The sequence below is a fragment of the Psychrobacter muriicola 2pS genome, from assembly GCF_904846535.1.
GTDB classification, from domain to species: domain Bacteria; phylum Pseudomonadota; class Gammaproteobacteria; order Pseudomonadales; family Moraxellaceae; genus Psychrobacter; species Psychrobacter aquimaris.
In genome coordinates, this window is sequence record NZ_CAJHBC010000003.1 from 392,967 (window position 1) to 419,088 (window position 26,122).

Here is a 26,122-nt window from a genome sequence, read left to right on the forward strand (position 1 = left end):
TATCGGGATATTGTCTAGATTTTTGACGTATTTTGGCAAAATTTAGCCATTTTCAAACCATTTAGTCGCTTTTTTTCAGAGTGAGGGTATGCCCTACTAATAGCTGTCTATTATCCGCATAACGATTAAAGTTACAAAGTTAAGGTGCAATGTCATGTCTCATACATTGCGCCTTATTCATTTATTTAAGACACCAATATTAAAATATTAAGGCTCAAAAACCATGGTTGATATGACCAACAAACGACTCTCAGTTGCACCCATGATCGATTGGACAACGACCGATTACCGTTATTTTGCACGGCTTTTTAATCCGCATGTTTATTTGTATACCGAGATGATCAGTACGGGCGCACTCATACATGGCAATCGAGCACGGCATCTGCGCTTTGATACGCTTGAGCATCCGCTCGTACTACAACTGGGCGGGGCAGATATTAGCGAGATGACACAATGTGCCGAATTTGCTCAGCAACATGGCTATGATGAGGTCAACATCAATGTTGGCTGCCCCTCTGATCGCGTGCAGCATAATAAAATAGGTGCGTGTTTGATGGCGGAGCCTAATACGGTCGCTGATTTGGTCAAACACATGCAAGCAGCAGTCGATATCCCCGTGACCGTGAAGCATCGTATTGGTATTGATGATTTTGACAGTTATGAGTTTATGGTGGATTTTGTAGAGAAAGTGGCAGCAGCGGGTTGCACACGCTTTATTGTCCATGCACGTACCGCATGGCTGCAAGGGCTTAGCCCCAAGCAAAATCGCGAGATACCACCGCTACGTTATGAGGATGTCTATCGTCTCAAACAAGACTTTCCACAGCTTGATATCGAGATTAATGGCGGTATCGATACCGTTAAAGACATCGAAGCACATTTGCAGCATGTGGATGGCGTGATGATTGGGCGCGCGTTTTATCACAACCCTTACCTATTAGCAGAAACCAATAGCTTATGGGACGAACCAGCACCTAAGCGTTCAGACATCCTAGCGCAGCTTTATCCTTATCTGGAGGCGCAGATTGCTAACGGTGAAGCACTCCCAACGATGACGAGACATTATTTAGGATTGTTTCAAGGACTGATGGGTGCGCGCAAATGGCGGCAGGCGTTGAGTGGTAAACCTCAGCTAACGATCGACGATATCAAACGGGCAGCGGATGAGGTATTACTACTAAATCCTGATGCTTAAGAAATCCATCATCATGACGGTGGCTATAAAAGTGCACTAATAACGCCGAAATAGCCATTATTCATTTAGGCGGTTTGCGCAAGATATTGCCACATCGCCGCCCCATTATTCACGATGTGCAACAATATCGGCAGTAACAGCGAGCCTGACTTGATACGCGCGTAGCAAAATATCAATGCTAATACCACGATGGTACTGATTTCATAAATACCATATTGCACATGAATCACCGCAAATATCAAACTGGTCACGACACTTGCTACGATTGCCCCTCGGTGCTTTGGATAAGTTGGCGAGGTAAATTGCTCTGCAATCGCCGACCATAACAGACCACGAAATACTAGCTCTTCATAGATTGGCGCAACAATGGCCATTGCAAATATCAACAGCCATACTGAGCTGACAGACTGATATAAAGGGTCGACGAAAAGCAGTGGCGATTTATCAAGCAAATAAGTCAATGCCTGACTGCCAATCATAAATATCAATAGCAGCCCAAGCATTCCCATACCCACAGCAAATGAAAACGGCTTTAGTGCTAAATACTGACGACTATCGCCGCCTTTTATATGAATAACCAAAAGGCTAATAGCAACCAGTAGCACGCAGCCTATCATAATAGAGAGGCTGACCACAGTGCCATCGTTGCTGCCGAAAAAGAAAATATCAGCCATGGTTGAATTTTTAGCAGCCGGTAATACCAGCTTGCCAGCGATATACACGCCTAGCAGCTGACTGATAAAAAATGCCATCAGCATGCCAACAGTCAGTAGAAACACACCCAATCGTGAAAATAGCGGCGTGCGCTTAGGCGGTGTATTAAGATTGTGCGAAACACTAGCATTTTTTAGCATAAAGTCATTACTCAAACGGATATTTCATCAGCTCGCATCTAGGGCGTGTCCTCAATTCAATCGATTACTTTCTAAATGGGCTAAAAATGGCTAAATTTTGCCAAACATCGTCAAATAGCTTATTAATATCTCGATATTATTTGCGCTACTTTCCTTGTTTGACGGCAATTTATCTCGTTTTTATCACCATTTTTAAAATGAGGACACGCCCTAGCATTAACATAAGCAATCATGAGCGTAAATGATAATCAGCGATTATTTTGGCAACTGTCGCTCAATCAATGATAATACTTGCTGCGAGACCGACTCTGGATGCTCAAGTGGGAACATATGACCACCGGCATGTGTCTCATAAGGAATACCCAAACGCGACTTTATTTGTTGTGGGAATCGGCGTTTTAGAAAGATACTATCTTGTCCGATAATCAAAGTAACAGGTGGCTTTGGGCCATGATTTGGTGCCAGCCAATACCAAGATGGATTGGTTCGAAAAACAGCGACTTCACTGGCTTTAGGAATCGCCAATGTCACCTTGCCATCCGCACGCTCATGTAGTCCATGCTCGATATAGCCTTGAAAGCTACGCTCATCAAAGTTTTTGAAAAAGCCTTTATGCCGCATCCTATCATACGCATCTGCTCGGCTATCCCACACATCACGGCGATGCTTAGACACGCCAGCTGGTGACAGCTTATCCATCAGGCGGTTATTCATCATAGGCAACCTATCCGCTGTCTTTGCCAAGTGCCATAGCAAGCTCACTTTGCCATAGATCCAAGGCGGATCCATGAGTACCGCTTGGGCAAAGTACTGCGGCGCACGATACAATGCCTGCAAGGTACACATCGCACCCAGCGAATGACCCACTGCCACTACTTGCGTCACGCCATGCTTTTCACATGCATTTTTGACACTATCAATAATCTGCTGTGTAAGGCTGCGCCAATGGTCATCGACTGGATAATCAGGCGTCGCACCCAGCATAGCAATATATTCAATGGTAAAAAATTCTGCTAAATTCTCAAAGAATGGCTGATAAACCGCACTTGGCATACCATTAGCATGAGCAAAATGCAGCACAGGCTTATTTGTTACTTTAGAGACAGGTAAAGCAGTAAAGATTGGCAGATTAATTTCATCACTCATAACAAGCTCTCTTCGATTTAAGTCGCTATCTAAGGTATTTAGGGTATTTTTTATAATTATTGAATCTTATATACAATTAAGGCTGAGCATAATCATACGCTCAGCCTCAACAATCATACACAGTATGTCTAAAATATTAAACGCTTAACGCATCTTTGCATTACCCTCTTCTTGGGGTAAAAAACCGTCAAGACTAACGCTAGAGCCAATGCCCGCACCCAATTTAACAGCAAAGCGGTCCATGAATAACTGGAACGGATCTGTTGGGCTATAATTGATAACATTATCCAGCTCTAATTGCTTTTCTAAGCTAGCGATGCTGCCTTTCTTATCGGCTAATCCAAGTTCAATAGACTGCTCGCCTGTCCAGAATAATCCAGAGAACAGCTTATTTTGTTCAGGATTTTTGAGACGATCACCGCGACCTTCTTTCACTGCATTAATGAAATGCTTGTGGGTATTGTCCAATACTTTTTCAACATGCTTTTCTTCATAAGGTGTTAACGGACGCGACAAGCTCAAGATGTCTTTGTATTCACCAGCAGTGATTGTACGATCTTTTACGCCGACCTTATCCATTAAGCCTTCAATATTATAGCTTGGCATAATCACGCCGATTGAGCCAACCAAACTCGAGGGATTCACATAAATCTCATCCGCCGCGGAAGCGACATAATAAGCACCAGAAGCACCCATATCACCAATCACCGCATAGAGTTTTTTGTCTGGATATTCTTGACGCAAATCCATCATAGTCTGCCAAATCTCATCAGACTGAACTGGTGAGCCGCCAGGTGAGTTGATATCCAATGCCACCGCTTTTGAATTACTGTTTGCAAAAGCGCGGGTCAATGCGTCATTGACATCATAAGCATTGGCCACATCGCCACTACTAATAACACCTTGTAGCTCAACCACGGCTAAATGTGGCTTGCTCGTGTCGACGCCATCTAAACCCGTTGGCGCGCTGCTGCTGCAACTACGACCAAGCGTCAGAAATATCAGTAAAATATAACCAAAGGTCAATAATTTAAAAAAGATACTCCAGCGACGGGCACGGCGCTGCTCAACCACACTAGCCAATAAAGTGTTTTCAAGCAATCGCCATTCTTGTCCACTCGGCTGGCTTGGCGGCGGCATCGGCGCTGGCTGATTTGCCGAATTATCAGGACGTTTGTTAGGGTCTGGTGGCCAGTTGGGCATATAACTTCCTAAGTCAGAAACAGTCTAAAGCGATAAAAAGATAAAATAGAAATAAAGTCAGTAATAAGGAGCTGATTCTCACTCCAAATACAATCCCAGTCATCTATATTAATAGGCTGCTAAGTATGGTCGTATTTCAGTCAGGGTTCAATAGTATAACTGTGAAATATCACTATATTGTAACACTGATCAGGTAAGCAATATTTTTAAGGCGTCATATCGGCAGCATCTACTGCCACATTTAGAGACAATGTTGCTTCTACCATTTTGTCATCATAGCCGATCATTTTATTTATTGTTTGCCGCTCTATCACATCGGTAGTTATCTGTGACGTGCTATGTCCAAGCCATGTCACATTACTAAAAGTGAGTGGTTGCTTATGTGGTTCAGCTGAACATAATAATGTCCACATTTGCCAAGTGCGCTGATGAGTATCTGCATTTAATATCAGGCGTGCCTGAGGCATATTGGCTTGATAAGTCGGTGGCTGGATACTTGATGTGAGTGTTTGCCCAGTGGCAGGTGATGATTTGAATGGATCAGCCGCATTATATTTTAATACCCTTATAGGCAAGCTGGCATCTATAGCCACTGTACAATCCCAAACGCTGGGACTGTCTATTTTGCTCCACCCTGTCAAGGCTTGTATGGACAAATCACTATTGCCCAACTGCCACGTTTTGCCTTGTTCACAGCGTTGCACACTGATATTCGCCATGTCCTTGGATTGGCTAGTGACTTTATACGCTTGCTGAAATGCAGACCAACGATCAGAGCGTCCTGCTTGCCAATACTGGCTAATAGGTAAACGCTGATGGAGTTGAAAAACCGTCAGAGGTAATAGCTCAGAAGCACTAGCATGAGAGGCCAAACGCTTCTTATCAGTAGTAAGCGTATCTGTCAATCCAACACTACTACTCTGTACGACAATACCTTCTAGCGTATCAACTGACAAACTACCCAGCTGCTGCGCTAATGTCATCGAAAGCTGATTTGCCGCTAGATTACTTGACATCGTTCGGGCAGCACTAGGTCTATGGTCAGCTAAAAATAGCCAGCTGATGTTTTTCTCATACTTATCTGTTGTGGATGGCTGCTCATCATTGACAATAGGATACTGCAACAAAGTAGCGCTTATATATGGGTCGCCTGTTGGCAAGATATACAAGGTCGGTATCGTCGTTAGTGATTGCTGATTGGCATATACCGCCATCATTAATAGGGTTAGCGGCGGCAGTGCCAGCCAACGACTGATAAACCCTCGTGGTAAAAGCCAAGGCAACATACTTAATAGCACCATCAGTAATATAGCGACATTAACGGGTGTATACAGCCATGCTTCTGACAATGCTGGTAACGAGGTTAGCCATGTTATCAGTTCATGCAATTTCGCGACAATGGCGCTAACGAGCAGCCAAATACTATCAGCAAGCGCAGGTGATAAAAGATAGCAAAGCCCTGCCAATAAATTAAGCGGCACAATCACCCAGCCAAATAAACCGATAGCAAATAGATTGATGACAAGACCCCATAGTGATGCCTTGGCAAATAATAGCAATGTAATAGGCAGTAAAGTAATAAATAGCCAAAATTGTAATTTGAATACACGTTTACCGATTATCCAAACACGCTTGAACAAAGTCGCTACTACACTGGCTCTGTGAGCAGATACCGTTTTTGATACGACAGCTGATTGCGTATATGACGCATCATCATATTTGAGTAATAATGCCACTGCAATAAAAGATAGCCAGTACCCTGCCTGCCATAATACATAGGGATCAAGCCATGCCATCAACACTGCCAATGCAAACAGCACCCGCATCGTACTAATAGGCAATAATGTTAAACGTACCAAACCTATCGCTAATAACATCCATGCCGTACGAGCAGCGGGTACATCAAAACCAGTAAATAGCGCATAAATAAAAGCAGCAGCAATCATCACCCACCAGCGCACTTGCCAACGTGGTACATAACGATAAACCCTTGGCCATAGCCGATCAAAAAGCAACACTACTGCACCCGCCAGCATAATCGCTAAAAACAATACATGTGTTCCGGAGATAGCAAGCAGATGTGAAATACCAGCCAGCTGATATAGATCTTTGGTCTCTCGATTGATTAAACTGCGGTCACCTGTAAGCAAACTTAAAGTGACCGCTTTTGCCTGTTGCTCTGCTGTGCTCTGTGTGGACCAATCTTGATAAAAATGCTGGCGTAATTGCCAACGCCCTTGGTTAATATAAGTCTGAAAATGCTGAAGGTTTAAAGAAGATGCAGGCGCTGGCTTTGTTGATGCAGCATCGGTGACAGTCGATGTGCCAACGGTCAATATATTAGCGACTCCATCAATATGACGACCTCGCAGCCAACGATAACTGTCAAAACCAGATGGATTGCTCAACGCTTGCTCAGAGGTCGCCAGTAGTGCAAGTGCTAAGCTCATAAACAGCTGATCACCAGGTTGCAAATAATTTAAGCGATCAAATTGATCATTGTCGAAATTTTTCTTGGACGATTGTTTTGATGACTTTTTTGGATAAGCATTAAGTAATACACGGTACGTGATATCTTTGCTGTTATTCTTATTTGAGTTATTTTTATATAATTTATTATTGCTTAGGCTATTTTTATCGGCTTTTAGAAAGTTACTGGTCATACCATCTAAATCTTCAACTGCCAACGCCGACACCAAGGGTGATATATCACTAATGATGGCAACTTGTCGATAACTACTGTCCGTGGCAACATCATAGACACTATCACTTATCCCTTCGATGGTTACTAATGCTTGTACACGCATTGGCTCAGTGATTGCTGTCAATTCTGCTTGCTGATGGCTAATCAGTGCTTGCAGGGCGCTGCCAATGATTAATCCAATCGCCAATACAGCGACTAAAATATGATTTAAGATACGAAAGAAGGATTTAGAGTTGTGTGAAGAGAGACTAGCAGCATCTTTCGATAAATGACTAGTTTGCGCGGAAGGTACATTAAACTGAGCAATAACTATCAGGATAGTGGCAAAAATAATGAGCGATAAGGATAAGATAGGAGTATTTAATATATCCACTAACGATGGACTAATGGGTATCGCCATACTATCCGCGACCGCCAAGACACCTATTATAGTGATAATAATCAAGCTACCAATCAACCAGTACACCAGCGCTCCTTGCTTGATGAGGTGAATATTACTTTTTGGCTAACTAAAGCCATCTAATGATTATAAATAGCCACTTAATATTATGACAATGTACCGGAACACTAAAACACAGATTTATATTCAAACCAGCAACAACAACTGACACGTCATGCAATAGCATTTATATCACTATTACCCTATACTGATTGACATATTGCGATAACGGTAGTCTGACATCATTATCCTATATATCCTCACCTGTATGTTTTATGAATAAATAATATTACTTTATAGCAGACCATCAATGCGATTGAGCGGACTGTAGCTAACGATTACAAAAGGCGATCCTGTGCCCCAAAAACGTCTGAAAGACCTGCTTCCTACGCCAGAGAAAATCCTAGAAAGTCGCACCTTAAAATTATTTGCACCGCATTTGGCTGATCCACGATTATGGCACTTTAATCGTCATAGCTTAAATAAAGCGGTCTATATTGGGGTGCTTAGTGCATTTTTCCCATTGCCGGGGCAGATGTTACTGGCTTTGATCGGATCATTAATTTTTCGTGCCAATGTTCCTATGGCGCTCGGTTTGACTTGGATTACCAATCCACTCACAAGCTTGCCTATCTTCTATGCAGGCTATTATATCGGTGCCAAAATTATAGATGTACCGATGATTAGTCTGCGACTTATTGGTCGAATGATTGCTGATTTTAGCTTATGGGCACTGTCAGATGGCGCAAATCCATTTATTACTTATCGCGGCACGGTATCGATTGCTGCGTTTTGTATAGGGTTAACGATATTAGCGGTTGTAACCAGCATCATTTGTGGACTAGCATTTAAGGCCGTTTGGCGCTACAAAACCGTCGTGAGCTGGCAAAAACGTCAACAAAAACCTGATGATAAATCGTCTAAAACCTAAGATGTATTGCCGTTATCAAGTTATGATCACCGTAACATAGCGAACCACTCTTTACCGATAATTACTCGCTAATGTCAATGATCTAAATTACTAGATCCCTTCGGCTGACGACGACCTATAAATAAAAGACATTTTCTTTATTTACACCAGTTACTCTGCTTCTTTATTCTTTTCTATGGCCGCAAGAATGTTATCCGTAAGGCTAGTGTCCATCACGAAAACATCAACCACTTTTTCATCTTTAAGTAACGTATAACGTTTGCCCGTTGCACTGTCTTGAGCTTTTAGATCGTAATCAACGCCAGCCAAAGTAATGGCATCAAAAACGGGCGTTAACAAATCTATTTGCGCCTGCTTATCAATTGTCTCGAATAACGTCGCATCCATATAGGGTTTTAAAGGTTCGTTACCTTCTTCAGCACTGCCAAAAGCAGCGATTAGATCGTCATCTTTATCCATAACAGTAGTCCTTCTTCAATAAATCGGCTACATTTTGTAGCCCTATTTTTAGTCCAATTTCTATTAAAATCTAAGCTTGTCGCTCTAGGGCGTGTCCTCATTTTAACAATGGTGATAAAAGTGAGATAATTTGCCGTCAAACAAGGAAAATGGCGCAGATAATAGTGAATATTAATCAGCGGTTCGACGACGTTTATCCCACGTAGATGTCCATCAATTTAATTAAGGCCACGCGTGACTGCTTAACAACAATAACCATTTACGCTATTACAAACCAAGCATCAAAAAACGCAGCATTTAAGAAAATGGTTTAATATTGTTCCCAATGACCATTACGTAGCAATAACTGACGATCCGCCAGTGCCGCTAAATTGCGATCATGTGTCACCATTAATAGTGCTGTTTTCATAGTGTTTTGCAGCTCTGATAATAATCCAAACACGCTTTGCGCATTGTCATAGTCCAAATTACCAGTCGGCTCATCCGCCAAAATGAGCGATGGCTTTGTAACCAGTGCACGAGCAATTGCCACACGCTGACGCTCACCACCTGACAGCTCACCTGGTCTATGCATCAACCGGTGCTCAAGACCGACATTTTCTAGAATCTCAATCGCTTGCTTACGAGCGTCTGTCGTTGACACTTCTGGACGCATCAACAAAGGCATCGCAACGTTCTCGACTGCAGTGAACTCTGCTAATAAATGGTGAAACTGATAAATAAAACCCAAATGCTTATTGCGCATTGCGCCGCGTTCAGTTTCATTCATGCTATTCAATAACTGACCATGCAACCAGACTTCACCGCTAGTTGGCGTGTCTAGACCGCCGAGCAAATGTAGTAAGGTACTTTTTCCTGACCCACTGGTTCCGACAATAGCGATGCGCTCACCAGCTTGGACAGTCAAATCAAGACCCGTCAATACTTGCGTACTAACCGCCCCTTCATCATATATCTTATTGATATTGGTCGCCTTTAAAATGGCAGACATAGCGCTTCCTTTATTTTATTTATTTCGATATTTGTGCGTTTAGATTACTCATAACGTAGTGTTTGGGCAGGCTGAATTTTAGCTGCTCGGCGTGCTGGATAAATGGTTGCCAAAAAGCTCAGTATAAATGACGCACCTGTAATCAATACCACATCTAGTAAACGCAACTCTGATGGCAAATAATTAACAAAATAAGCATCAAACAGATTCAGATTAAAGACTTGGTTAATAAAGCCTAAAATATCACTGACCGTGAGTGCAAATATTACGCCCAATATCGTGCCAGCAATCGTACCAATCACACCGATGACCACGCCTTGCACCATAAACACTTGGGTGATCAAACGAGGTGATGCGCCAAAAGTTTTTAAAATGGCAATATCTGCTTTTTTGTCGGTAACGAGCATCACTAGGCTGGAGACGATATTAAAGGCAGCCACTAAAATAATCAGGAACAGCAATAATCCTACCATCGCTTTTTCCATCTGAATCGCACCAAACAGGTTGCCATGCGTTTGTGTCCAATCATTAGGATACAATTGCTGAGGGGCAATAGCAGCGGCTTTTTCTGCTGCCATCGGTGCGGTAAAGATGTCATTGAGCTTCATACGTACACCCTGTGCGCCATCTGGCAGACGCAACAGTTTTGCTGCATCACCCATCGGGATAAACGCCATAAGGCTATCCACTTCTGGACTGATGGTAAAAATACCGGTTAAGGTAAAGCGCTTAAATCGTGGTATCACACCAGCTGGTGAAGGCGACGCCTCTGGCAGCACTAACGTTACTTTATCACCCAGTTGCAGACCTAGAGACTGTACCATCTCTTCACCTAGCACAATATTGAACTCACCACTTTGTAAGGTATCAATACTGCCTTGGACCATATGTTCATTAATGATAGAGACATTTTTTTCATATTCAGGGTCAACACCGGTGACCATAATCCCTGCAACCTGACCGTTTGACGTCAACATCCCTTGCAGTTGGATAAAGGGCGCTACGGCTGCCACCTCAGGATCTTCTTTAATTTTATCAGCCAATTGCTTCCAATCACTGATAATCTCGGTGGAAACAACCGTTGCTTGCGGGACCATACCCAAAATACGGGTTTTTAGCTCCCGATCAAAACCATTCATGACTGATAGCACCGTGATCAATACGGCAACCCCAAGAGTCAAACCAATCATCGAGATAAGCGAGATAAAGGAGATAAAACCATTACTACGCTCTGCTCGGGTGTATCGTAAGCCGATAAACAACGCTAAAGGACGAAACATATTCAAACTCTTTATCTTATCTACGTGCGACTTTATATATACTATAAAACGAGCAACATCAAATGCATCTCACACCTGCACTTGCCATACTCACATATAAATCGAACACAAAAACAGGGTTTCAGACGAACCAAAGACAGCCGTCAAAAGGGAGGTAGTTTGACACAATTTGGCTGATATGTGCCAGTCATTAGCAAAAACTGGGCGTATTTTTTAATAAAAAACTGGCTTTTGTTACTATTTTTTATGAGGGGCTTGCTATTACTTGCGTCAATACCTATATATTGTATGCTAAGGACAATTGTCATTCACCATTCATTGTTGTTTGTTGACCCTTTGCTGATGACGACGTTGTTGACTATCGTCTGCCTATCCTTTTTGATAGGGTTTTATGATAGTCAGCAATAGCAGTTTCAGGTCCAAACCTCACGCTGACTAATTTTGAGTATCTTCATGACCATTAATTATCAATATAAAAACATCCAATCTCCCACCAAGATCACCCTGACTGATGAACAATCTGCAGGTCACGCTGATCATTGGAGTATTCTGACCGATGACATGAGTCATGACGTGCCAGAATGGTTACAAAAAATGATCGAAAAGGCAGCCATGCCTAAAGGTCTTAACAACAATGTCAGCGCTCAAGATAGCTGCCTATTGCTGTCTGAAGACCAGCCTTGTCATATCAATCAAGTATTAGCCATGAAAAATGGCAAGCCTGAATGCTTCATTAATGCTTATCCCTGTGTCGATAGCCCGTATGGGCTGAATTGTAAGATTGAGCGCATCATTGCTAATGACAATTCACACGATGCCGTATTACGCTTACGTACCGCTGATGGCAGTATTATTTACGCCTTTGACCAGCTCTATACCACCAATCGCCATTTATATCAGCGAGACACGTCTTATTTTGTGAACTTTAGCGCTTGGGCACATGAGATTAAGCTAAGTGAGCAGAACGAAGTCATCATGGTCGAAGATCAAGAAGCGATCCGCTACCACCGTGCATTTAACGACATCGTTGCCGCCAATGACGGAAAAGTACCTGATGATCTGCAAGAGCAAATCAAAGAATGGAAACCTGAGACCAAAGAGCAAATGGCGCCAGTAGAAATTAACTTGGGTCATATGTGTGCGTATCTGTTTGGTGATACTTTGGGGCAGGAAGATGAAGCATGGTGCCAAGGTCAGGTACTCGGCAAGCAAGAAACCGTATTTAATGATAAATCTATTATTCTGTTTGATGTCGTGGTATTACGCGAACAAGATGCAGATCCCTTCGTGATCCGTATCGGCGCGCTCAACACGCCAGAGACGGCCTCTATTAAAGTGCATGACTACGTACAAGCGAACGTCTGGCTACAAGCCGCCATCTATAAAGAAAATCAGCAAAGTGCAGCGCAGCAATCGAAGGCCAGTTAACTACTTTACGAATCATCCGCTACTTTTAAAGATGATTATTGAATGTCTTATCAAATAAAAAGCCCCTAATAAGCATTAGGGGCTTTTTGTCTTCTTACAATCGTCGGGATAAACCCCTGCGAATATAAAATTAAGCCATAGTCGTCATTGACTTGATACGAGTATATAGCTCTTTTTGTTCAGCACTTGGACGTGCCGTTTGTACTGCCATCAGTTGTGACATATCGCCTTCAACGCGAATTTTACCACCCATAAAAGCACCCATAATTTCATTGGTATCGAAATCAGTGATGATTGATTGCAAGATACTGCGGTCAAGCAACAAGGTGGTTGTCGCTGCATCGTTCAAGCCGCGATGCAATAAACCGTTTGCAAAGTTTGCTTCGATGTCTTGCTCAGTATCAGATACTTTTAGATTGACGATCATATTCGCCAATGCTGGTGGCAAATTCAGCTCGCCTGCATCATTACCCATTTTCTCAACTTGCTCAAACCATTCATCTGTCAAAAAAACTGCCATGTTATTGTCCTTAATTAGTGTTATTTCAGGCTACCGTTGTTTGGCTCACTCGCCTGACTGGATATCAAGTGATAAAATTATTGCTCATAATAGCAGTACAAAAACGCTATCGTCACTTATATTTAGCCTCATTATAAGGGTCGACTTGATGATAAGTAAAACTTATTTAGAGCGCTTATGTGGCCATTGTTACAAAAATGCTGCTGGTAATGATATCTAAGCACAGTAATTACTGTCCATCTATCACCAAAATGTATCTCTAGAATAGTGATAAAATTGGGTATAAAATAGACAAATTGCATAGCAATAATAAGTTGCTTGCTAAGAATTTTACCAAAGAGTTTGTATTTTGCCGCATAGTTCTGATGATATTTGATTAGGATTGCGTTACAATACCCTTAAACAGAGTCGGGAGTTTTAACTAAACATTACGCAAACATGTTTTTTTGTCAGCCGCCGCTAGCATACGTCTATGGTCAGTGCATGTTTATGGCCCTATGGATATTGGTATCTATCTTCATTAGTATAGATTTTTGATAGTAATTAAGATAAATACTTCACCTCATTAGATGTTTGATGCTCAAAAACGGCGCATCTTCTTATCCACCTTAATGATTTATTAACAATCCTACTATCGATCAGCTATGAGTGTCGTGCGTTTAAAACGCCTTTATTTCTCAATACCAGCTGATATAAAGCGCAAGCTTAGATTGATAGTTAATAATATTATGGTAATAAGGGAGCCAAAAAACAGCATGTACCGCGATTCTATTTTTATCTGGTTATTACTTTGATGATGTAGATAGCGCGGAGAGTTAGTTAATTCTGTTGATAATTCGGGCTGTAAAGGAATCATCCAATGAGTTTACAAAACACAGCAGTCGCCCCAGTTGACCGTGAGTACGAAATTACTGTCGTAAGATTCTTTACGATAATGGCCGTGGTATGGGGCATCGTCGGCATGAGTATTGGTGTGTTCATTGCTTCACAGTTAGCATGGCCATCACTTAACTTTGACATTCCATGGCTGACATTTAGTCGTTTAAGACCGCTACATACCAATGCGGTCATTTTTGCGTTCGGTGGCTCTGCCCTGTTCGCAACGTCTTACTATATTGTTCAGCGCACCTGTAAGACAAGGTTATTTGCTCCTTATTTAGCTTGGTTTACCTTTTGGGGTTGGCAAGCCGTTATCGTATCAGCGGTTATTACCCTACCTTTAGGTTTAACGTCGACCAAGGAATACGCTGAGCTTGAGTGGCCAATCGATATTTTGATTGCCTTGGTATGGATCTCTTATGCCATTGTTTTCTTCGGCACACTCATCAAACGTAAAACCTCACATATTTATGTGGCTAACTGGTTCTTTGCAGCCTTTATTATTACGATTGCATTACTACATATCGTAAACAGCATGGCGGTTCCTGTTAGCGCATTTAAGTCTTACTCGTTATTTGGCGGTGCGACCGATGCGATGGTGCAGTGGTGGTACGGGCATAACGCGGTAGGTTTTTATCTAACGGCCGCTTTCCTAGGGATGATGTATTACTTCGTTCCGGTACAGATTGGTCGCCCTATTTATTCTTACCGCTTGTCTATCGTTCACTTTTGGGCATTGATTGCTTCATATATGTGGGCTGGTGGTCACCATTTGCATTATTCAGCACTTCCAGATTGGACGCAGTCTCTTGCAATGGTATTCTCAATCATCCTATTTGCACCATCTTGGGGTGGTATGATTAACGGTGTGCTAACCCTATCAGGTAGTTGGGATAAGTTACGTACCGATCCAATCATTCGCTTTATGATTGTTGCATTGTCGTTCTACGCGATGTCGACGTTCGAAGGTCCAATGATGTCGATTAAGACCGTGAATGCGTTATCGCATAACACGGATTGGACAGTCGGTCACGTACACTCAGGTGCGCTTGGTTGGGTAGGTATGATTACCATTGGTTCGCTATATGTACTGTTACCACGTATTTATAACAAACCAAAAATGTATTCTATCAGCTTAATCACCACGCATTTTTGGTTGGCTACAGCGGGTACTATTTTCTATATCGTATCAATGTGGATTTCAGGTATTGGCCAAGGCATGATGTGGCTTGCTACCAATCCAGATGGTACGTTGGTATATAGCTTCGTCGATACAGTTGAGTTTTCACATTTCCCATATATTGGTCGTGCTTTTGGTGGCCTATTGTATGTATCGGGTATGTTTGTGATGGCATATAACGTTTATAAAACACTTAAGATGCCAGAAGGTAAGCCTGTCGATATCGCAGATCCTACTGATCATGAACCTAGTGTTGATAAACCTTCGGCAGCTAACGTATAAGGAGCGATCATGTCTGGTACACCGCATGAAATTATTGAAAAAAATACAGGCTTGTTGGTTATCGGTATCGTCATTGCTATTAGCTTTGCAACGCTAGTTGAAATCGTACCATTGATATATGACAACAAGGGTCCTGAAGAAGGTGGGGTGAATGCTCCCCTGCCCTCTATGGAGCCATGGACTGCACTAGAATTTGAAGGTCGTGACATCTATATTCGTGAAGGTTGTCACGTTTGTCATACTCAGATGATTCGTCCACTACGTGCTGAAGTTGAACGTTATGGACCATACTCACGCGCCGCTGAGTCAACGTGGGATCATCCATTCTTATGGGGGTCTAAACGTACTGGACCTGATCTGGCACGTGTTGGCGGACGTTATTCTGAAGATTGGCAGAAGCAACATTTGATCAATCCACGTTCGCTAGTGCCTGAATCAGTAATGCCTGGTTTCCCGTGGCTGGCTACTAACGAAGTGGATGGTGAAAACATTCAAGCTAAAATGCGTCTATTCCGCGATCGCTTTGGTGTCCCTTATACTGAAGAAGATATCGAAGGTGCTCCAGATGCCGTGCTTGGCGCCACTGAGCTTGACGCTCTAGTCGCCTATCTACAGCAGTTAGGTACCGCAATGGAAGGACAGCGCTAATGGGTATTGGTGAATTACAAACAATTGCGACCGTTTCTGCCTTTGTTGCCTTCGTAGGTGTTGCATGGTGGGCGTATTCGCCAAAAAACAAAAAACGCTTCGAAGAAGATGCACAACTTGCGCTTGATGACGAGGATATAGAATCTCTGTCTGAAGAGCAGCGCAATAAGGATAAACGATGACATTTTTTTGGAGTTCTTGGGTCACACTAATCAGTTTTGGTTGTTGGGCTTTTATTCTTGGCGTTCTGCTGTTTGTATTAAAATACAAGCCAGAACTAGAAGAAGACGGTACAACAGGTCACGAATATGATGGTATCCGAGAATACGACAAACCACTCCCTAAATGGTGGTTGGTGATATTTTTTGGCTCTATCGTTTGGGGTGTTGCATATTGGGTATTTTTCCCAGCAATGTTTCCGGCATACTGGGATGGTCTCGCAACGGTAGAAGTCGATGGTGAAACTGTGCCATGGACTTCTAAAAACGAGCTATTCAGTGAGCTTGAAAGCAATAACAAAGTATTTACGGATAACTTTGAGAAAAACATCTTAGCCAAAGCGGATGCTAGTGGTGCGACACAGACTTTAGCGACGCTTGCTGAGTTACAAGCAACCATGCGCCGCAGTGAAACACCACCAGCAGATCTGCAAGCTCAAATTGATGAGAAAATTGCAGAACTATCACCTTATGTAGAGAAGCTTTCAGAAAATCCGAATGCTTTAAAAGTTGGTAGTCGTTTGTTCTTGCAGAACTGTGCAGTCTGTCATGGCTCTAACGCCAAAGGTGCGGTAGGCTATCCAAACCTAACTGATAATGATTGGTTATATGGCGGAGCACCTGAAAATATCTTGACTACGCTACATAAGGGTCGAGTTGGTGGTATGGCAGCATGGCGCGATCAGATCGGTGAAGATGGTGTACGCGCAGCAGCTGAGTATGTATTGTCTATATCTGGCAACCAACCTGGTTACGAGCTTGATAAGGCCAAAGTCGCTCAAGGTGAAGCTATCTTCAATGAGCCGACTAACTGTGTTCTTTGCCATGGTACAGATGCTAAAGGTATGACTTCTACTGGCGCGCCAAACTTAACAGATGATATCTGGTTGTATGGCGGCGATCGCGAAACCATTCGTGAAACCTTACGTTATGGTCGTGCTGGTGTGATGCCTGAGTGGGAAACCAAACTGGGTAATGAGCGTATTATGCTGCTTGCGGCTTATGTTTACTCACTATCAGATAAGACCTCACAACCTGCTGCTAAAACACCAACTGCTACTCAAGTAGAAAGCACTGTAGAAGCGACGGCTAACTAATATTTCAAGCTGGTTGTCATATTATTAATGGATAAGATTTGATAAAGGGAGGACTGTTATTGCAGTTCTCCTTTTTTTATAGATTCTTTGATAAGGGTTTATTGACTGCTACCGCATTGTCAAAATTTGAGTGGTAAAGAAAATACGCTTAAATACTGTGTATAGCACAATCAGTATATAAGCATAATGCTCGATATACTGATTGGTTTTTAAGATTATTACCCCATTTACAATAGGGAGAATGCTAAAATGACGATGCCTAAAAACTGCTTATTGGTGGTCAATTTAGAAGATAGTTACCAATTCTCATTAAACTATTTGCAATCAATCATTTGGTAGATGGTTTAAAATATTTTTCTGCTCAAAATTTTATCCGCTACTTACTGACATTGATAACATCGCACACTCATACATCTGATGATTAAAGATGTTTGTTCATCATGCCAGCAAACTGATTCTTTTTTAAAAGAGGCACGTTTATGTCAGCACCACAACCCAATAAAATCCCTGTACAGCAAATTGACCTTGATGCGACCAAGCATCGCGTTCATCCTAGGTTTGTCACAGGTTTTTACCAAAACATTCGTGTTGTCACGATGTATACGCTTTTGGCCGCTTTTCTGCTGTTACCATGGTTACGTTATAATGGTAGGCAGGCAATATGGTTTGATGTCCCCTCGCAGCATTACTATATTTTTGGTATGACCTTTCTGACCCAAGACTTTTACTTTATTGCTGCCTTTGCCATCATTGCAGCTTTCACATTGTTTATGGTGACTGTATATGCGGGTCGTGTTTGGTGTGGCTATGCCTGCCCTCAAACGATTTGGACACACCTTTATCAGTATGTTGAAAAATGGGTCATTGGTGATCGTAATAAGCGTATTAAGTTTGATAAAGAACCGATGAGCGCCAAAAAAGCTTTTAAACGTTCTTTGATATATTTTATTTGGTTAGTATTTTCAGTGATTACCGCTGCAACTTTTGTCAGTTATGTCGCTGGAACAGATTATTTATATCAGAGCTGGCAAACAATTGGCTTTGTTCCCATTCCTGATTGGCCAACATGGGTATGGGTATCAATGTTTATCTTTACCTTTGCCACTTATGCCAATGCGGGCTACATGCGTGAGCAGATGTGCGTACAGATCTGTCCTTATGGTCGTTTTCAGAGCGTTATGTTTGATAAAGATACGTTGGTTGTGTCTTATGATTATGAACGTGGTGAACCTCGCGGGGCACGTAAAAAAGGCACACATCCTGAAGATTTAGGGGATTGTATCGAATGTACCATGTGCGTACAGGTTTGTCCGACTGGGATTGATATTCGAGATGGCTTGCAAGTTGGTTGCATACAATGTGCTGCTTGTATTGACGCTTGTAATGAAATTATGGATAAAGTCGGCTATCCACGTGGGCTTATCCGCTATACAACAGAGCGCCAGTTGTCAGAAAAAGAAAATACCCGTGTACTCAGTCCACGCCTATTTGCCTATTTAGCGGTTATTACTATTTTATGTGGTGGTGTTGTTTATGCGCTGACAGACCGCGTACCATTAGAGATTGATATTCGTCGTGACCGTAATCAGTTGTCTTCCGTGAACAATCAAGGCATGATTGAAAACAGCTATATCGTTAAACTGACCAATAAAACGCAAGAGCCGCATACCTATAAAATAACCCTTACCCCGAAAGAAGGTTTGAGCTTGGCGCTGCGATTTAACGATGTACCATTAGAAGCAGGTGAGAGCTTTGATATGCCTGTGAGTATCTATGGTGATCCTGATGTGATCGACTTTGAACAAACACCGGTGACCCTAAATGTGGTTAGTGAAGATGGTCAGTATAAGGTCAGTAAACAAAACGTATTTACTACTCAAGGGCAGTAGGCTTCGATAAGCTATTAAGAGCCTAGCTGGTATATAATACTATATGTCATGTCACCTGTGAGTCAGTGGCTAACAGGTGGACGATTTATCATAAAACTGACAGCAGTTCAGCTATCAGTTTATCCATTGATACAGTTTATAGATATCTGATAAACAGATATCTGATTAATAGGTATTTTATGTCTACTCAAGCATCAAATTTTAAGCATCAGGATACTCAACCATGGTATAAGAATTACATGGTGGTTATTTTTGTCATTGGCATGCCTGCATTTGTCGTAGTGGCTTGTATCTTTTTCGTTTATTACTCTTATCAAATTCGTGATAGCGTGGTACGTGACGACTGGTATATGGATGGCAAGACGCTTTATCATGATGTGTCACGTGACAAACTGACTTATGACTTAGACTTACATGGTAAAATGCAGTTTGCCGATAATGGCAACATTGTGTTTTATTTAAATTATCCTGAACAAAGCTTGCAGTCAGGTAAATTATTAAATGGCACGCCACTGACTTATCCAGATACACTGGCACTATCTATCTCGCATGCAACCGATATAAAAAAAGATCGTGATGTCGTACTACAGCATGTCGAGGGCAATAAATACAGTGCGCGGGTAGATATAGATCCTTTAAAAGCAAAATATTACCTACAAGTAAGTAGTGATGGTAAAGATGACTGGCGTATGCAAGATGTGGCGAAACTACCACGCTCAGAGGTTAGCTTTGATCCGTTACCGGTTTTTGCAGAAAGCTAATTTTATCAATATTGCTTTGATAGACAAGGCTAACAATTGATTTATTAAGACATAAAAAAACCAGCCATTTATCAATAATGAGCTGGTTTTTTTATGCTAGCGGTTTATGCTATTTTTTATAAATATCACGTAACGATATTTCACCAATGAATCGTTAAATAACAGGATTTATTGTAGGAATCTTCTGAGTCGTACGATTGTTTTCTGCTGAGTTATCGGACGCTGTCGAAAGCTGCTTACTATCAAACTTTGGATTGAACGTTTGGGTTTTTGGCGATACAGGTAGGCCAATTTCAGCCAAGCTCTCGGTCTGCCCTGCTTGGATGTTATCTCCTTCAAACAAACGCTCATTATCATCACGATCAAGACTTAACTGCTCAAAGTCGAATAGCTCACGGTCTGCTAGTTGTGACGGTGCCACGTTTTGCATGGCTTTAAAAATAGAGGCCAAACGCTGTGGATGGGCATCATCCCACTCCCGCAACATGTCGTTGATAATTGCTCTTTGTAGGTTGGTTTGGCTGCCACATAAGTTGCACGGAATAATTGGAAATTCTTTTAGGCGGGCATATTCGATGATGTCTTTTTCTTCGACATAAGCCAATGGACGAATAAGCAGGTTTTGCTTGTCATCGCTAAGCAATTTCGGTGGCATCGATTTGAGAGCGCCGCCATGAAATAGATTCAAAAAGAAGGTCGCCAACATATCATCGCGATGATGACCCAGCGCAATTTTGGTTGCCCCAATCTGCTTAGCAAAACCGTATAACGAGCCGCGGCGCAGACGTGAACACGCCGAGCAATAAGTTTTTCCTTCTGGCACCACGCTCTTAACGATACTATAAGTGTCTTTTTCTAAGATATAGTGAGCAATGCCCTGCTCGTTCAGATACGCTGGCAAAACATCCTCAGGGTAACCCGGTTGCTTTTGATCGAGATTGACCGCGACGATATCAAAGTTAATCGGGGCGATACGCTTGAGTAGTAGTAAAATATCCAGCAAAGTATAGCTGTCTTTACCACCTGAAACACAGACCATGACCACATCGCCGTCTTCGATCATATTAAAATCACGAATCGCCCAAGAGACTTGTCTACGTAGCTTTTTTTGTAGTTTACGGAACTCTGCTGATTCAGTAGACGTTGATGGTACAGCGGCGATACTATCTTCATTTGTATGATTATCAGCAACATCCTCATATTCCATGCTATCACCATCAGTGTGCCAAGCATGATTATCCAAACCTGCATCAGCTGACATATCATCGATTTCAGGCGTAATTTGTGGCGTAAACAAGGTCGCTGCGGTCATAAGTTACTCAATATCTTTACAAGGGATTTTTGCTAAAAAATGGGATAATAAAGCCATTAGCAAGGATGTAATAGCACAGTGGCTCTAAAAGCAGCGATTATAACAAAATTTGCTAACAGATTGAAAAGGTGAGATTAAATTATGAGATTAAATATGCAGTCTTCTTTATAGTTTAGCTTTTTTATACATAAGAGACTGATGTCAACTCAAAACTTTTATAAACAAATTTTTTTTGAGCTGATTAAGGTTTCATATCGTATCTATAATGGCTTAGTGGTTCTGTAGTGAGCGTATTTTTGCTAAAATAGGCGTTTTTCGCAAACCAATAATAGATACCACTATGACTAACGTTACTTCGCAAAATACCTCTAATAACCGAGCCGCCGATACTGACTTAAATGCTCTGAATAAAAGCCAAAATGCCGTTGTGCTACTGTCAGGCGGTCTTGATTCAGTGACTTGTTTGTATTGGGCTAAGGCACGTTATGCGTCGGTGACTGCGGTCAGTTTTAACTATGGTCAACGCCACAATAGTGAACTGGTCGCGGCAAAAGCCATCGCTGAAACTGCCGAGGTCAATCACAGGATTATTGATATTGACATCGCTCAGCTTGGTGGCTCTTCACTGACGGACCACAGTATGATTGTTCCTGATGGCGATACGGATAAATTTCCTAATAAAAAGCGTGATGAGATCGATAATGATGCTATTCCCAATACGTACGTGCCTGCGCGTAATACGATATTTTTGTCTTATGCACTAGCCGTTGCTGAAGTGACCGATGCCAATCACATCATCATTGGCGTCAGCTCAGTCGATTACTCGGGCTATCCTGACTGTCGACCAGAGTATATTGCCGCCTTTGAGCATATGGCCAATCTTGCCACCAAAGCTGGTGTTACCGGTCATCACTTATCTATTCAAACGCCCTTACAGCAGCTGTCAAAAGCAAAAACTATTGAGCTTGGACTGTCATTGGGCGTCGATTATGGGCAAACGATTTCTTGCTACCAAGCCGATGCACACGGTCTTGCTTGCGGTGTATGTGACAGCTGTGCCTTACGCCGTCAAGGATTTGCTCAAGCTGGCGTCACTGACCCAACCCATTATCAATCCTAACAAATCATAGGATTACATTTGTATCAAAGCGTGATAGCAATCAACATTAGCGAAACATTCGCTTGCATTAACACAGCACGCCGCCGTTGTATTTTAAGTCACATACTTGCTATGGTATGAGCGATTCTGTTTATCGCAAGATATAAGTAACCACATTAATCAACGAACTATTAGTACTTTCGCTCTAATTTGAGTACAAAATCTAGAAAATTGATGCTACCCGTAAGAGGATATTTATGAAGTTGTTGCCAGTATTACCCCTAGCTCTAGCTGCCATTTTTGTGATGCCACAAGCAAACGCTGCCGATATTAAGCAAAATAATATCAATACCTGCGTTAATGGCGCAGTCAAATATAAAGTCGCTGATAAAAACACTGCGACCAAACTATGCAATTGTACTATTGGTGTGCGTAGCAACATGACCATCGGTCAGATGTGGGAGATTGAGAGCTATGCCCAAGACAAAAAAGATCCGTCTGGACTGCCTTACGTCAAAAAGATGCAAAAAGATTTGCAACAGTGCACCGTTGGCTTAGATTTAAAACAGCCACAGAAACCAGCTTAATACACATCTCGTTTGATATACAAAAGACTGGCCATTGCCAGTCTTTTTATCACTACTAACTCATTGTTTTAAAAAAAATCATTATAATGTAGTATAGATTGGTAGCTATTTTTATAGCTACCTATGGCATTCTCTCCTTTTATAACCCTCCGAATAACTATCTTTATTTCATTCTCTTAACGCTAGTAATACCATCGAACCTAGTTAAACAGCTCATATAATAATCTTCTACGTCGTGATATTCAGTGAATAGCCGCTTGTAGGTTTTATAGTGCATGCCTTTAGGTTTTTGATAAGGGTTTCCATGCCAATTCAAACGCTTTCTTATTGCTTGCATACTTGCATCAGGTCGCTGGCACCGCTGCATAAGCTGTCGTTCAATGTGTGCTCCATTCCTTCAGCTCAATCCTCTTGTCTGATACTGCCCTATCTGCTTTTTCTTTTTCTTTTGCTTCTGCAATGGACTCTGCCCAAGCTGCGTATGCTTTTTCGTACGCTTCTGCACTAGCTGCTTCTGCTTTTGCCATAGCTGCTTTTTCTTCTGTCCTAGCTGCTTCTGCCAGTGCGATGACTGCGGCTGCTTTTGCAATGGCTGCGTCTGCTTTTGCGTATGCTTCTGCCCTAGCTACTTTTCCTGCTGCTTGTGCTTTTGCGTATGCTTCTGCACTAGCTACTTTTTCTGCTGCAGCCATGACATATTCATTATTGGCATTTGCTACTCCAAAAGTAAAAGCAGTCACAATTATTACACCTGATAGGCATGTGAATAATTGGTTCAATAATCTCATGATATTTACTACCTTAAAGTTAGTTCAAACACGATTACTATATAAGTTATCTAAATCATTTAGCAAGTTTGCTTTTTTTATTAGCCAATATCTGATCTAAATTCATATAATCGCTGTTGTTGTAGTGGCCTGATAAATTAGGACAGCGCATAAGAGGTTATACTAATCCAAAGAGGAAAACAGTATGACTAACAAACGCAACCAATATACCCGAGAATTTAAACTCGAAGCCATCAGCTTGGTAGTCGATCACAAACGTAGAATACCTGACGTTGCTAATTCATTAGGGATAGGCAAATAGACCTTAGATAATTGGCTACTTAAGTATCGAAAAGAGAAGCAAGGCGCTGCTCCAAGCGAAGGCCTTGCACTAACAGATGACCAGCGCCGCATTCAAGATCTTGAGCGAGAAGTTAGGCAACTCAAAATTGAGAAAGATATTTTAAAAAAGGCCTCAGCTCTGCTAGCATCGGACAATCTCAACGTATATCATTGACTAATAAGCTTGCAGAGCAAGATAAGCGGGTCAGTAAAAGCCGACTGTGCAAGCTATTTGGCGTGATCAAAAGCAGTTACTATTCTGGCATGCAGTCAAAGCCCATCCGTCTTGAAACTGTGAAAATTAAAGCCTTAATACACTAAATATTTAACCAATCCAACCGATCAGCAGGGGCTCGTAGCATCGTCGCCATATTGCAGAATGAGCATGGCATCAAGCTTATCCGCTATATGGCAGGTAAGCTTATGTCGCAGATGGGCCTTAGAAGCTGTCAGAAAAAGCAGCATAAATATAAGTACGCTGATGAATCGCACAAAACCCATGACAATATCTTAGCTCGCAACTTTAGCCCAAGCATGCCCAATCAAGTCCGGACCGGGGATGTCACTTATATTCGTATCAAAGGCGACTAATGCTATCTCGCCATAGTTTTAGACTTATATGCCAGGCGTGTGGTTGGCTTTTTTGTATCAGACTCTCCTGACAGCGTGCTGACCGCTAAAGCATACAGATGGCGTATCAAACCAGACTTAAACCCAGTGGCGTACTGTTTCATTCTGATCAGGGCATGCATTACATTACACCAGTAAGAAACTTTCTGAAGCAGTTGCTAGCGGTCATGGTATGACACAAAGTATGAGCTGCCGTGGAAATTGTTGGGATAATGCACCAACTGAGCGCTTTTTTAGAAGCTTTAAAACGGAGTGGATGCCAAAGGATGGTTATGAGGATGTTGATGCAGCATCAAGCGCCATTGCTGATTATATTTGGGGCTATTATCAAAGTCTGAGACCGCACCGTTTTAATAATTATTTGCCGTCAGCAGAAAAAGAGAGATGCTACTTTAACAAAAACCTCTTATCAGATGACCTAATTTAGTTGTCCACTACAATAGCTAAAACTTCTGTATATCAATATTTTTAAAGGGTTTGATAGTATTTTTTGTTGTAAGTTGTTTGTTGAGATAAGAATAAATAGAAGTGAAAGATACTGGCTATTACCAGTCTTTTTTGTTGTCAATGCAGGCGCAAAGTGTAAAACTGATTATGAATCGCTGCTAATCTGCTTATAATAAGAACACAGCATAGATTATCAATCGACATAAGCACTGATACAAACAAAAACCAATAAGGATTTTATAATGGCAAAACCAACCACAGAAAACCTAACCTTACCTGACTTTTCAGTCACTATAGTACGAAAGCTTGCCGGTAACTTTATCCATGATGAAATCAATCTCAAAGAGATGATTGCCAATACTGATAAAGGACTCATTCTGTACTTTTATCCAAAAGACAGTACGCCAGGCTGTACCACTCAAGCTACCGAATTTACCGAGCACCTCCATGAGTTTGATGACTTAGGCTATGACATTATTGGTGTCTCACGTGATAGTGTTGAATCTCATGAGAAATTCATCACCAAATATGATTTAAACATTGCGCTTATCAGCGATACTGATGAAAAGTTATGCCAATACTTTGACGTTATTAAAGAAAAGAATATGTACGGCAAAATAACGTTAGGGCTAGTCCGTTCAGCATTCGTCTTTAACAAAAATGGCGAGCTGACCCATGCTCAGCGAAATCTACGTGCCAAAGGCTATACTGAACGTTTGCTTGAAACCTTAGCGCCTTAACCAATAAAGCCAAGAATCATAACAAGCATCTTAAAATTGATTCTGATAATCCTTACGATAAATACTGGATATCAGAGGCTGAAAGTCTTTTTTG

General features: G+C 41.8%; 25 protein-coding genes. 15 read left to right on the forward strand and 10 right to left on the reverse strand.

Annotated elements, in window-relative coordinates; genetic code table 11:
• Positions 1–223: 223 nt before the first annotated feature.
• Positions 224–1,195 carry a tRNA dihydrouridine(20/20a) synthase DusA gene (dusA, locus tag JMX93_RS06365; RefSeq protein WP_499204222.1) on the forward strand — a complete coding sequence of 324 codons (972 nt, stop codon included), beginning with the start codon at positions 224–226 and terminating at the stop codon, positions 1,193–1,195.
• A gap of 65 nt (positions 1,196–1,260) precedes the next feature.
• On the opposite strand, the gene JMX93_RS06370 is transcribed toward dusA, so the two are convergent.
• From JMX93_RS06370 to JMX93_RS06385, 4 genes are all read right to left on the reverse strand, one after another.
• Positions 1,261–2,049, reverse strand: coding sequence for a CPBP family intramembrane glutamic endopeptidase (locus JMX93_RS06370; RefSeq protein ID WP_499204223.1), 789 nt, complete (start codon positions 2,047–2,049; stop codon positions 1,261–1,263).
• A 255-nt stretch (positions 2,050–2,304) separates the two neighbouring features.
• Positions 2,305–3,195: an alpha/beta fold hydrolase gene (locus JMX93_RS06375; RefSeq protein WP_499204224.1), complete on the reverse strand. Its 891-nt coding sequence runs from the start codon at positions 3,193–3,195 to the stop codon at positions 2,305–2,307.
• A 144-nt stretch (positions 3,196–3,339) separates the two neighbouring features.
• A complete protein-coding gene (gene sppA, locus JMX93_RS06380; RefSeq protein ID WP_499204225.1) occupies positions 3,340–4,398 on the reverse strand; it encodes a signal peptide peptidase SppA in 1,059 nt (352 codons plus the stop codon).
• A 206-nt stretch (positions 4,399–4,604) separates the two neighbouring features.
• On the reverse strand, positions 4,605–7,568 hold the full coding sequence (locus tag JMX93_RS06385) for a ComEC/Rec2 family competence protein (RefSeq protein WP_499204226.1): 2,964 nt from the start codon (positions 7,566–7,568) through the stop codon (positions 4,605–4,607).
• Between the two features lie 328 nt (positions 7,569–7,896).
• On the opposite strand from JMX93_RS06385, the gene JMX93_RS06390 reads away from it, so the two are divergent.
• On the forward strand, positions 7,897–8,472 hold the full coding sequence (locus tag JMX93_RS06390) for a DUF2062 domain-containing protein (protein ID WP_443558704.1): 576 nt from the start codon (positions 7,897–7,899) through the stop codon (positions 8,470–8,472).
• A gap of 150 nt (positions 8,473–8,622) precedes the next feature.
• On the opposite strand, the gene JMX93_RS06395 is transcribed toward JMX93_RS06390, so the two are convergent.
• The 3 genes from JMX93_RS06395 to JMX93_RS06405 form a co-directional block, all read right to left on the reverse strand.
• Complete coding sequence (locus tag JMX93_RS06395) at positions 8,623–8,931, reverse strand: hypothetical protein (protein ID WP_198331233.1); 309 nt, start codon at positions 8,929–8,931, stop codon at positions 8,623–8,625.
• A gap of 310 nt (positions 8,932–9,241) precedes the next feature.
• A complete protein-coding gene (gene lolD, locus JMX93_RS06400) occupies positions 9,242–9,922 on the reverse strand; it encodes a lipoprotein-releasing ABC transporter ATP-binding protein LolD (protein WP_193012687.1) in 681 nt (226 codons plus the stop codon).
• 44 nt (positions 9,923–9,966) lie between these two features.
• A complete protein-coding gene (locus tag JMX93_RS06405) occupies positions 9,967–11,202 on the reverse strand; it encodes a lipoprotein-releasing ABC transporter permease subunit (protein WP_198331232.1) in 1,236 nt (411 codons plus the stop codon).
• A gap of 453 nt (positions 11,203–11,655) precedes the next feature.
• Between JMX93_RS06405 and JMX93_RS06410 the strand changes: the two genes are divergently transcribed.
• The gene (locus JMX93_RS06410) at positions 11,656–12,630 is read left to right on the forward strand and encodes a hypothetical protein (protein WP_193012685.1); all 975 of its coding nucleotides are present in this window, start codon (positions 11,656–11,658) and stop codon (positions 12,628–12,630) included.
• A gap of 130 nt (positions 12,631–12,760) precedes the next feature.
• On the opposite strand, the gene JMX93_RS06415 is transcribed toward JMX93_RS06410, so the two are convergent.
• Positions 12,761–13,150 carry an SCP-2 sterol transfer family protein gene (locus JMX93_RS06415; RefSeq protein WP_499204227.1) on the reverse strand — a complete coding sequence of 130 codons (390 nt, stop codon included), beginning with the start codon at positions 13,148–13,150 and terminating at the stop codon, positions 12,761–12,763.
• Between the two features lie 859 nt (positions 13,151–14,009).
• Between JMX93_RS06415 and ccoN the strand changes: the two genes are divergently transcribed.
• The 6 genes from ccoN to JMX93_RS06445 all read left to right on the forward strand — a co-directional run bounded on the left by ccoN (position 14,010) and on the right by JMX93_RS06445 (position 20,104).
• Positions 14,010–15,491: a cytochrome-c oxidase, cbb3-type subunit I gene (gene ccoN / locus JMX93_RS06420; protein WP_193012683.1), complete on the forward strand. Its 1,482-nt coding sequence runs from the start codon at positions 14,010–14,012 to the stop codon at positions 15,489–15,491.
• Positions 15,492–15,500: 9 nt separating this feature from the next.
• Complete coding sequence (gene ccoO, locus JMX93_RS06425; protein ID WP_193012682.1) at positions 15,501–16,139, forward strand: cytochrome-c oxidase, cbb3-type subunit II; 639 nt, start codon at positions 15,501–15,503, stop codon at positions 16,137–16,139.
• The gene (locus JMX93_RS06430; protein WP_183618778.1) at positions 16,139–16,321 is read left to right on the forward strand and encodes a cbb3-type cytochrome oxidase subunit 3; all 183 of its coding nucleotides are present in this window, start codon (positions 16,139–16,141) and stop codon (positions 16,319–16,321) included. The genes ccoO and JMX93_RS06430 overlap by 1 nt, the downstream gene beginning before the upstream one ends.
• Positions 16,318–17,454 (forward strand): cytochrome-c oxidase, cbb3-type subunit III, encoded by a 1,137-nt coding sequence (ccoP, locus tag JMX93_RS06435; protein WP_193012681.1) that lies wholly within the window; start codon positions 16,318–16,320, stop codon positions 17,452–17,454. Before JMX93_RS06430 ends, ccoP begins: the two co-directional genes overlap by 4 nt.
• A gap of 479 nt (positions 17,455–17,933) precedes the next feature.
• Positions 17,934–19,343, forward strand: a complete 1,410-nt coding sequence (ccoG, locus tag JMX93_RS06440) for a cytochrome c oxidase accessory protein CcoG (protein ID WP_443558699.1) — start codon at positions 17,934–17,936, stop codon at positions 19,341–19,343.
• 179 nt (positions 19,344–19,522) lie between these two features.
• Positions 19,523–20,104, forward strand: a complete 582-nt coding sequence (locus JMX93_RS06445; RefSeq protein ID WP_193012679.1) for a FixH family protein — start codon at positions 19,523–19,525, stop codon at positions 20,102–20,104.
• A 154-nt stretch (positions 20,105–20,258) separates the two neighbouring features.
• Here JMX93_RS06445 and ttcA read toward each other — a convergent pair whose 3' ends face one another.
• Positions 20,259–21,416 carry a tRNA 2-thiocytidine(32) synthetase TtcA gene (gene ttcA, locus JMX93_RS06450; RefSeq protein WP_499204228.1) on the reverse strand — a complete coding sequence of 386 codons (1,158 nt, stop codon included), beginning with the start codon at positions 21,414–21,416 and terminating at the stop codon, positions 20,259–20,261.
• A 403-nt stretch (positions 21,417–21,819) separates the two neighbouring features.
• Between ttcA and queC the strand changes: the two genes are divergently transcribed.
• The gene (gene queC / locus JMX93_RS06455; RefSeq protein ID WP_443510918.1) at positions 21,820–22,536 is read left to right on the forward strand and encodes a 7-cyano-7-deazaguanine synthase QueC; all 717 of its coding nucleotides are present in this window, start codon (positions 21,820–21,822) and stop codon (positions 22,534–22,536) included.
• A 236-nt stretch (positions 22,537–22,772) separates the two neighbouring features.
• Complete coding sequence (locus JMX93_RS06460; protein WP_193012676.1) at positions 22,773–23,102, forward strand: hypothetical protein; 330 nt, start codon at positions 22,773–22,775, stop codon at positions 23,100–23,102.
• 377 nt (positions 23,103–23,479) lie between these two features.
• On the opposite strand, the gene JMX93_RS06465 is transcribed toward JMX93_RS06460, so the two are convergent.
• Positions 23,480–23,890 carry a hypothetical protein gene (locus tag JMX93_RS06465; protein ID WP_499204229.1) on the reverse strand — a complete coding sequence of 137 codons (411 nt, stop codon included), beginning with the start codon at positions 23,888–23,890 and terminating at the stop codon, positions 23,480–23,482.
• Between the two features lie 184 nt (positions 23,891–24,074).
• Here JMX93_RS06465 and JMX93_RS06470 point away from each other — a divergent pair, with 184 nt between their 5' ends.
• From JMX93_RS06470 to JMX93_RS06485, 4 genes are all read left to right on the forward strand, one after another.
• Complete coding sequence (locus JMX93_RS06470; protein ID WP_499204230.1) at positions 24,075–24,191, forward strand: transposase; 117 nt, start codon at positions 24,075–24,077, stop codon at positions 24,189–24,191.
• 443 nt (positions 24,192–24,634) lie between these two features.
• Positions 24,635–24,802 carry a hypothetical protein gene (locus tag JMX93_RS06475; protein WP_499204231.1) on the forward strand — a complete coding sequence of 56 codons (168 nt, stop codon included), beginning with the start codon at positions 24,635–24,637 and terminating at the stop codon, positions 24,800–24,802.
• Between the two features lie 211 nt (positions 24,803–25,013).
• On the forward strand, positions 25,014–25,268 hold the full coding sequence (locus tag JMX93_RS06480; RefSeq protein ID WP_499204232.1) for an integrase core domain-containing protein: 255 nt from the start codon (positions 25,014–25,016) through the stop codon (positions 25,266–25,268).
• A gap of 262 nt (positions 25,269–25,530) precedes the next feature.
• Positions 25,531–26,028, forward strand: a complete 498-nt coding sequence (locus JMX93_RS06485; protein WP_443510857.1) for a peroxiredoxin — start codon at positions 25,531–25,533, stop codon at positions 26,026–26,028.
• Positions 26,029–26,122: the final 94 nt, after the last annotated feature.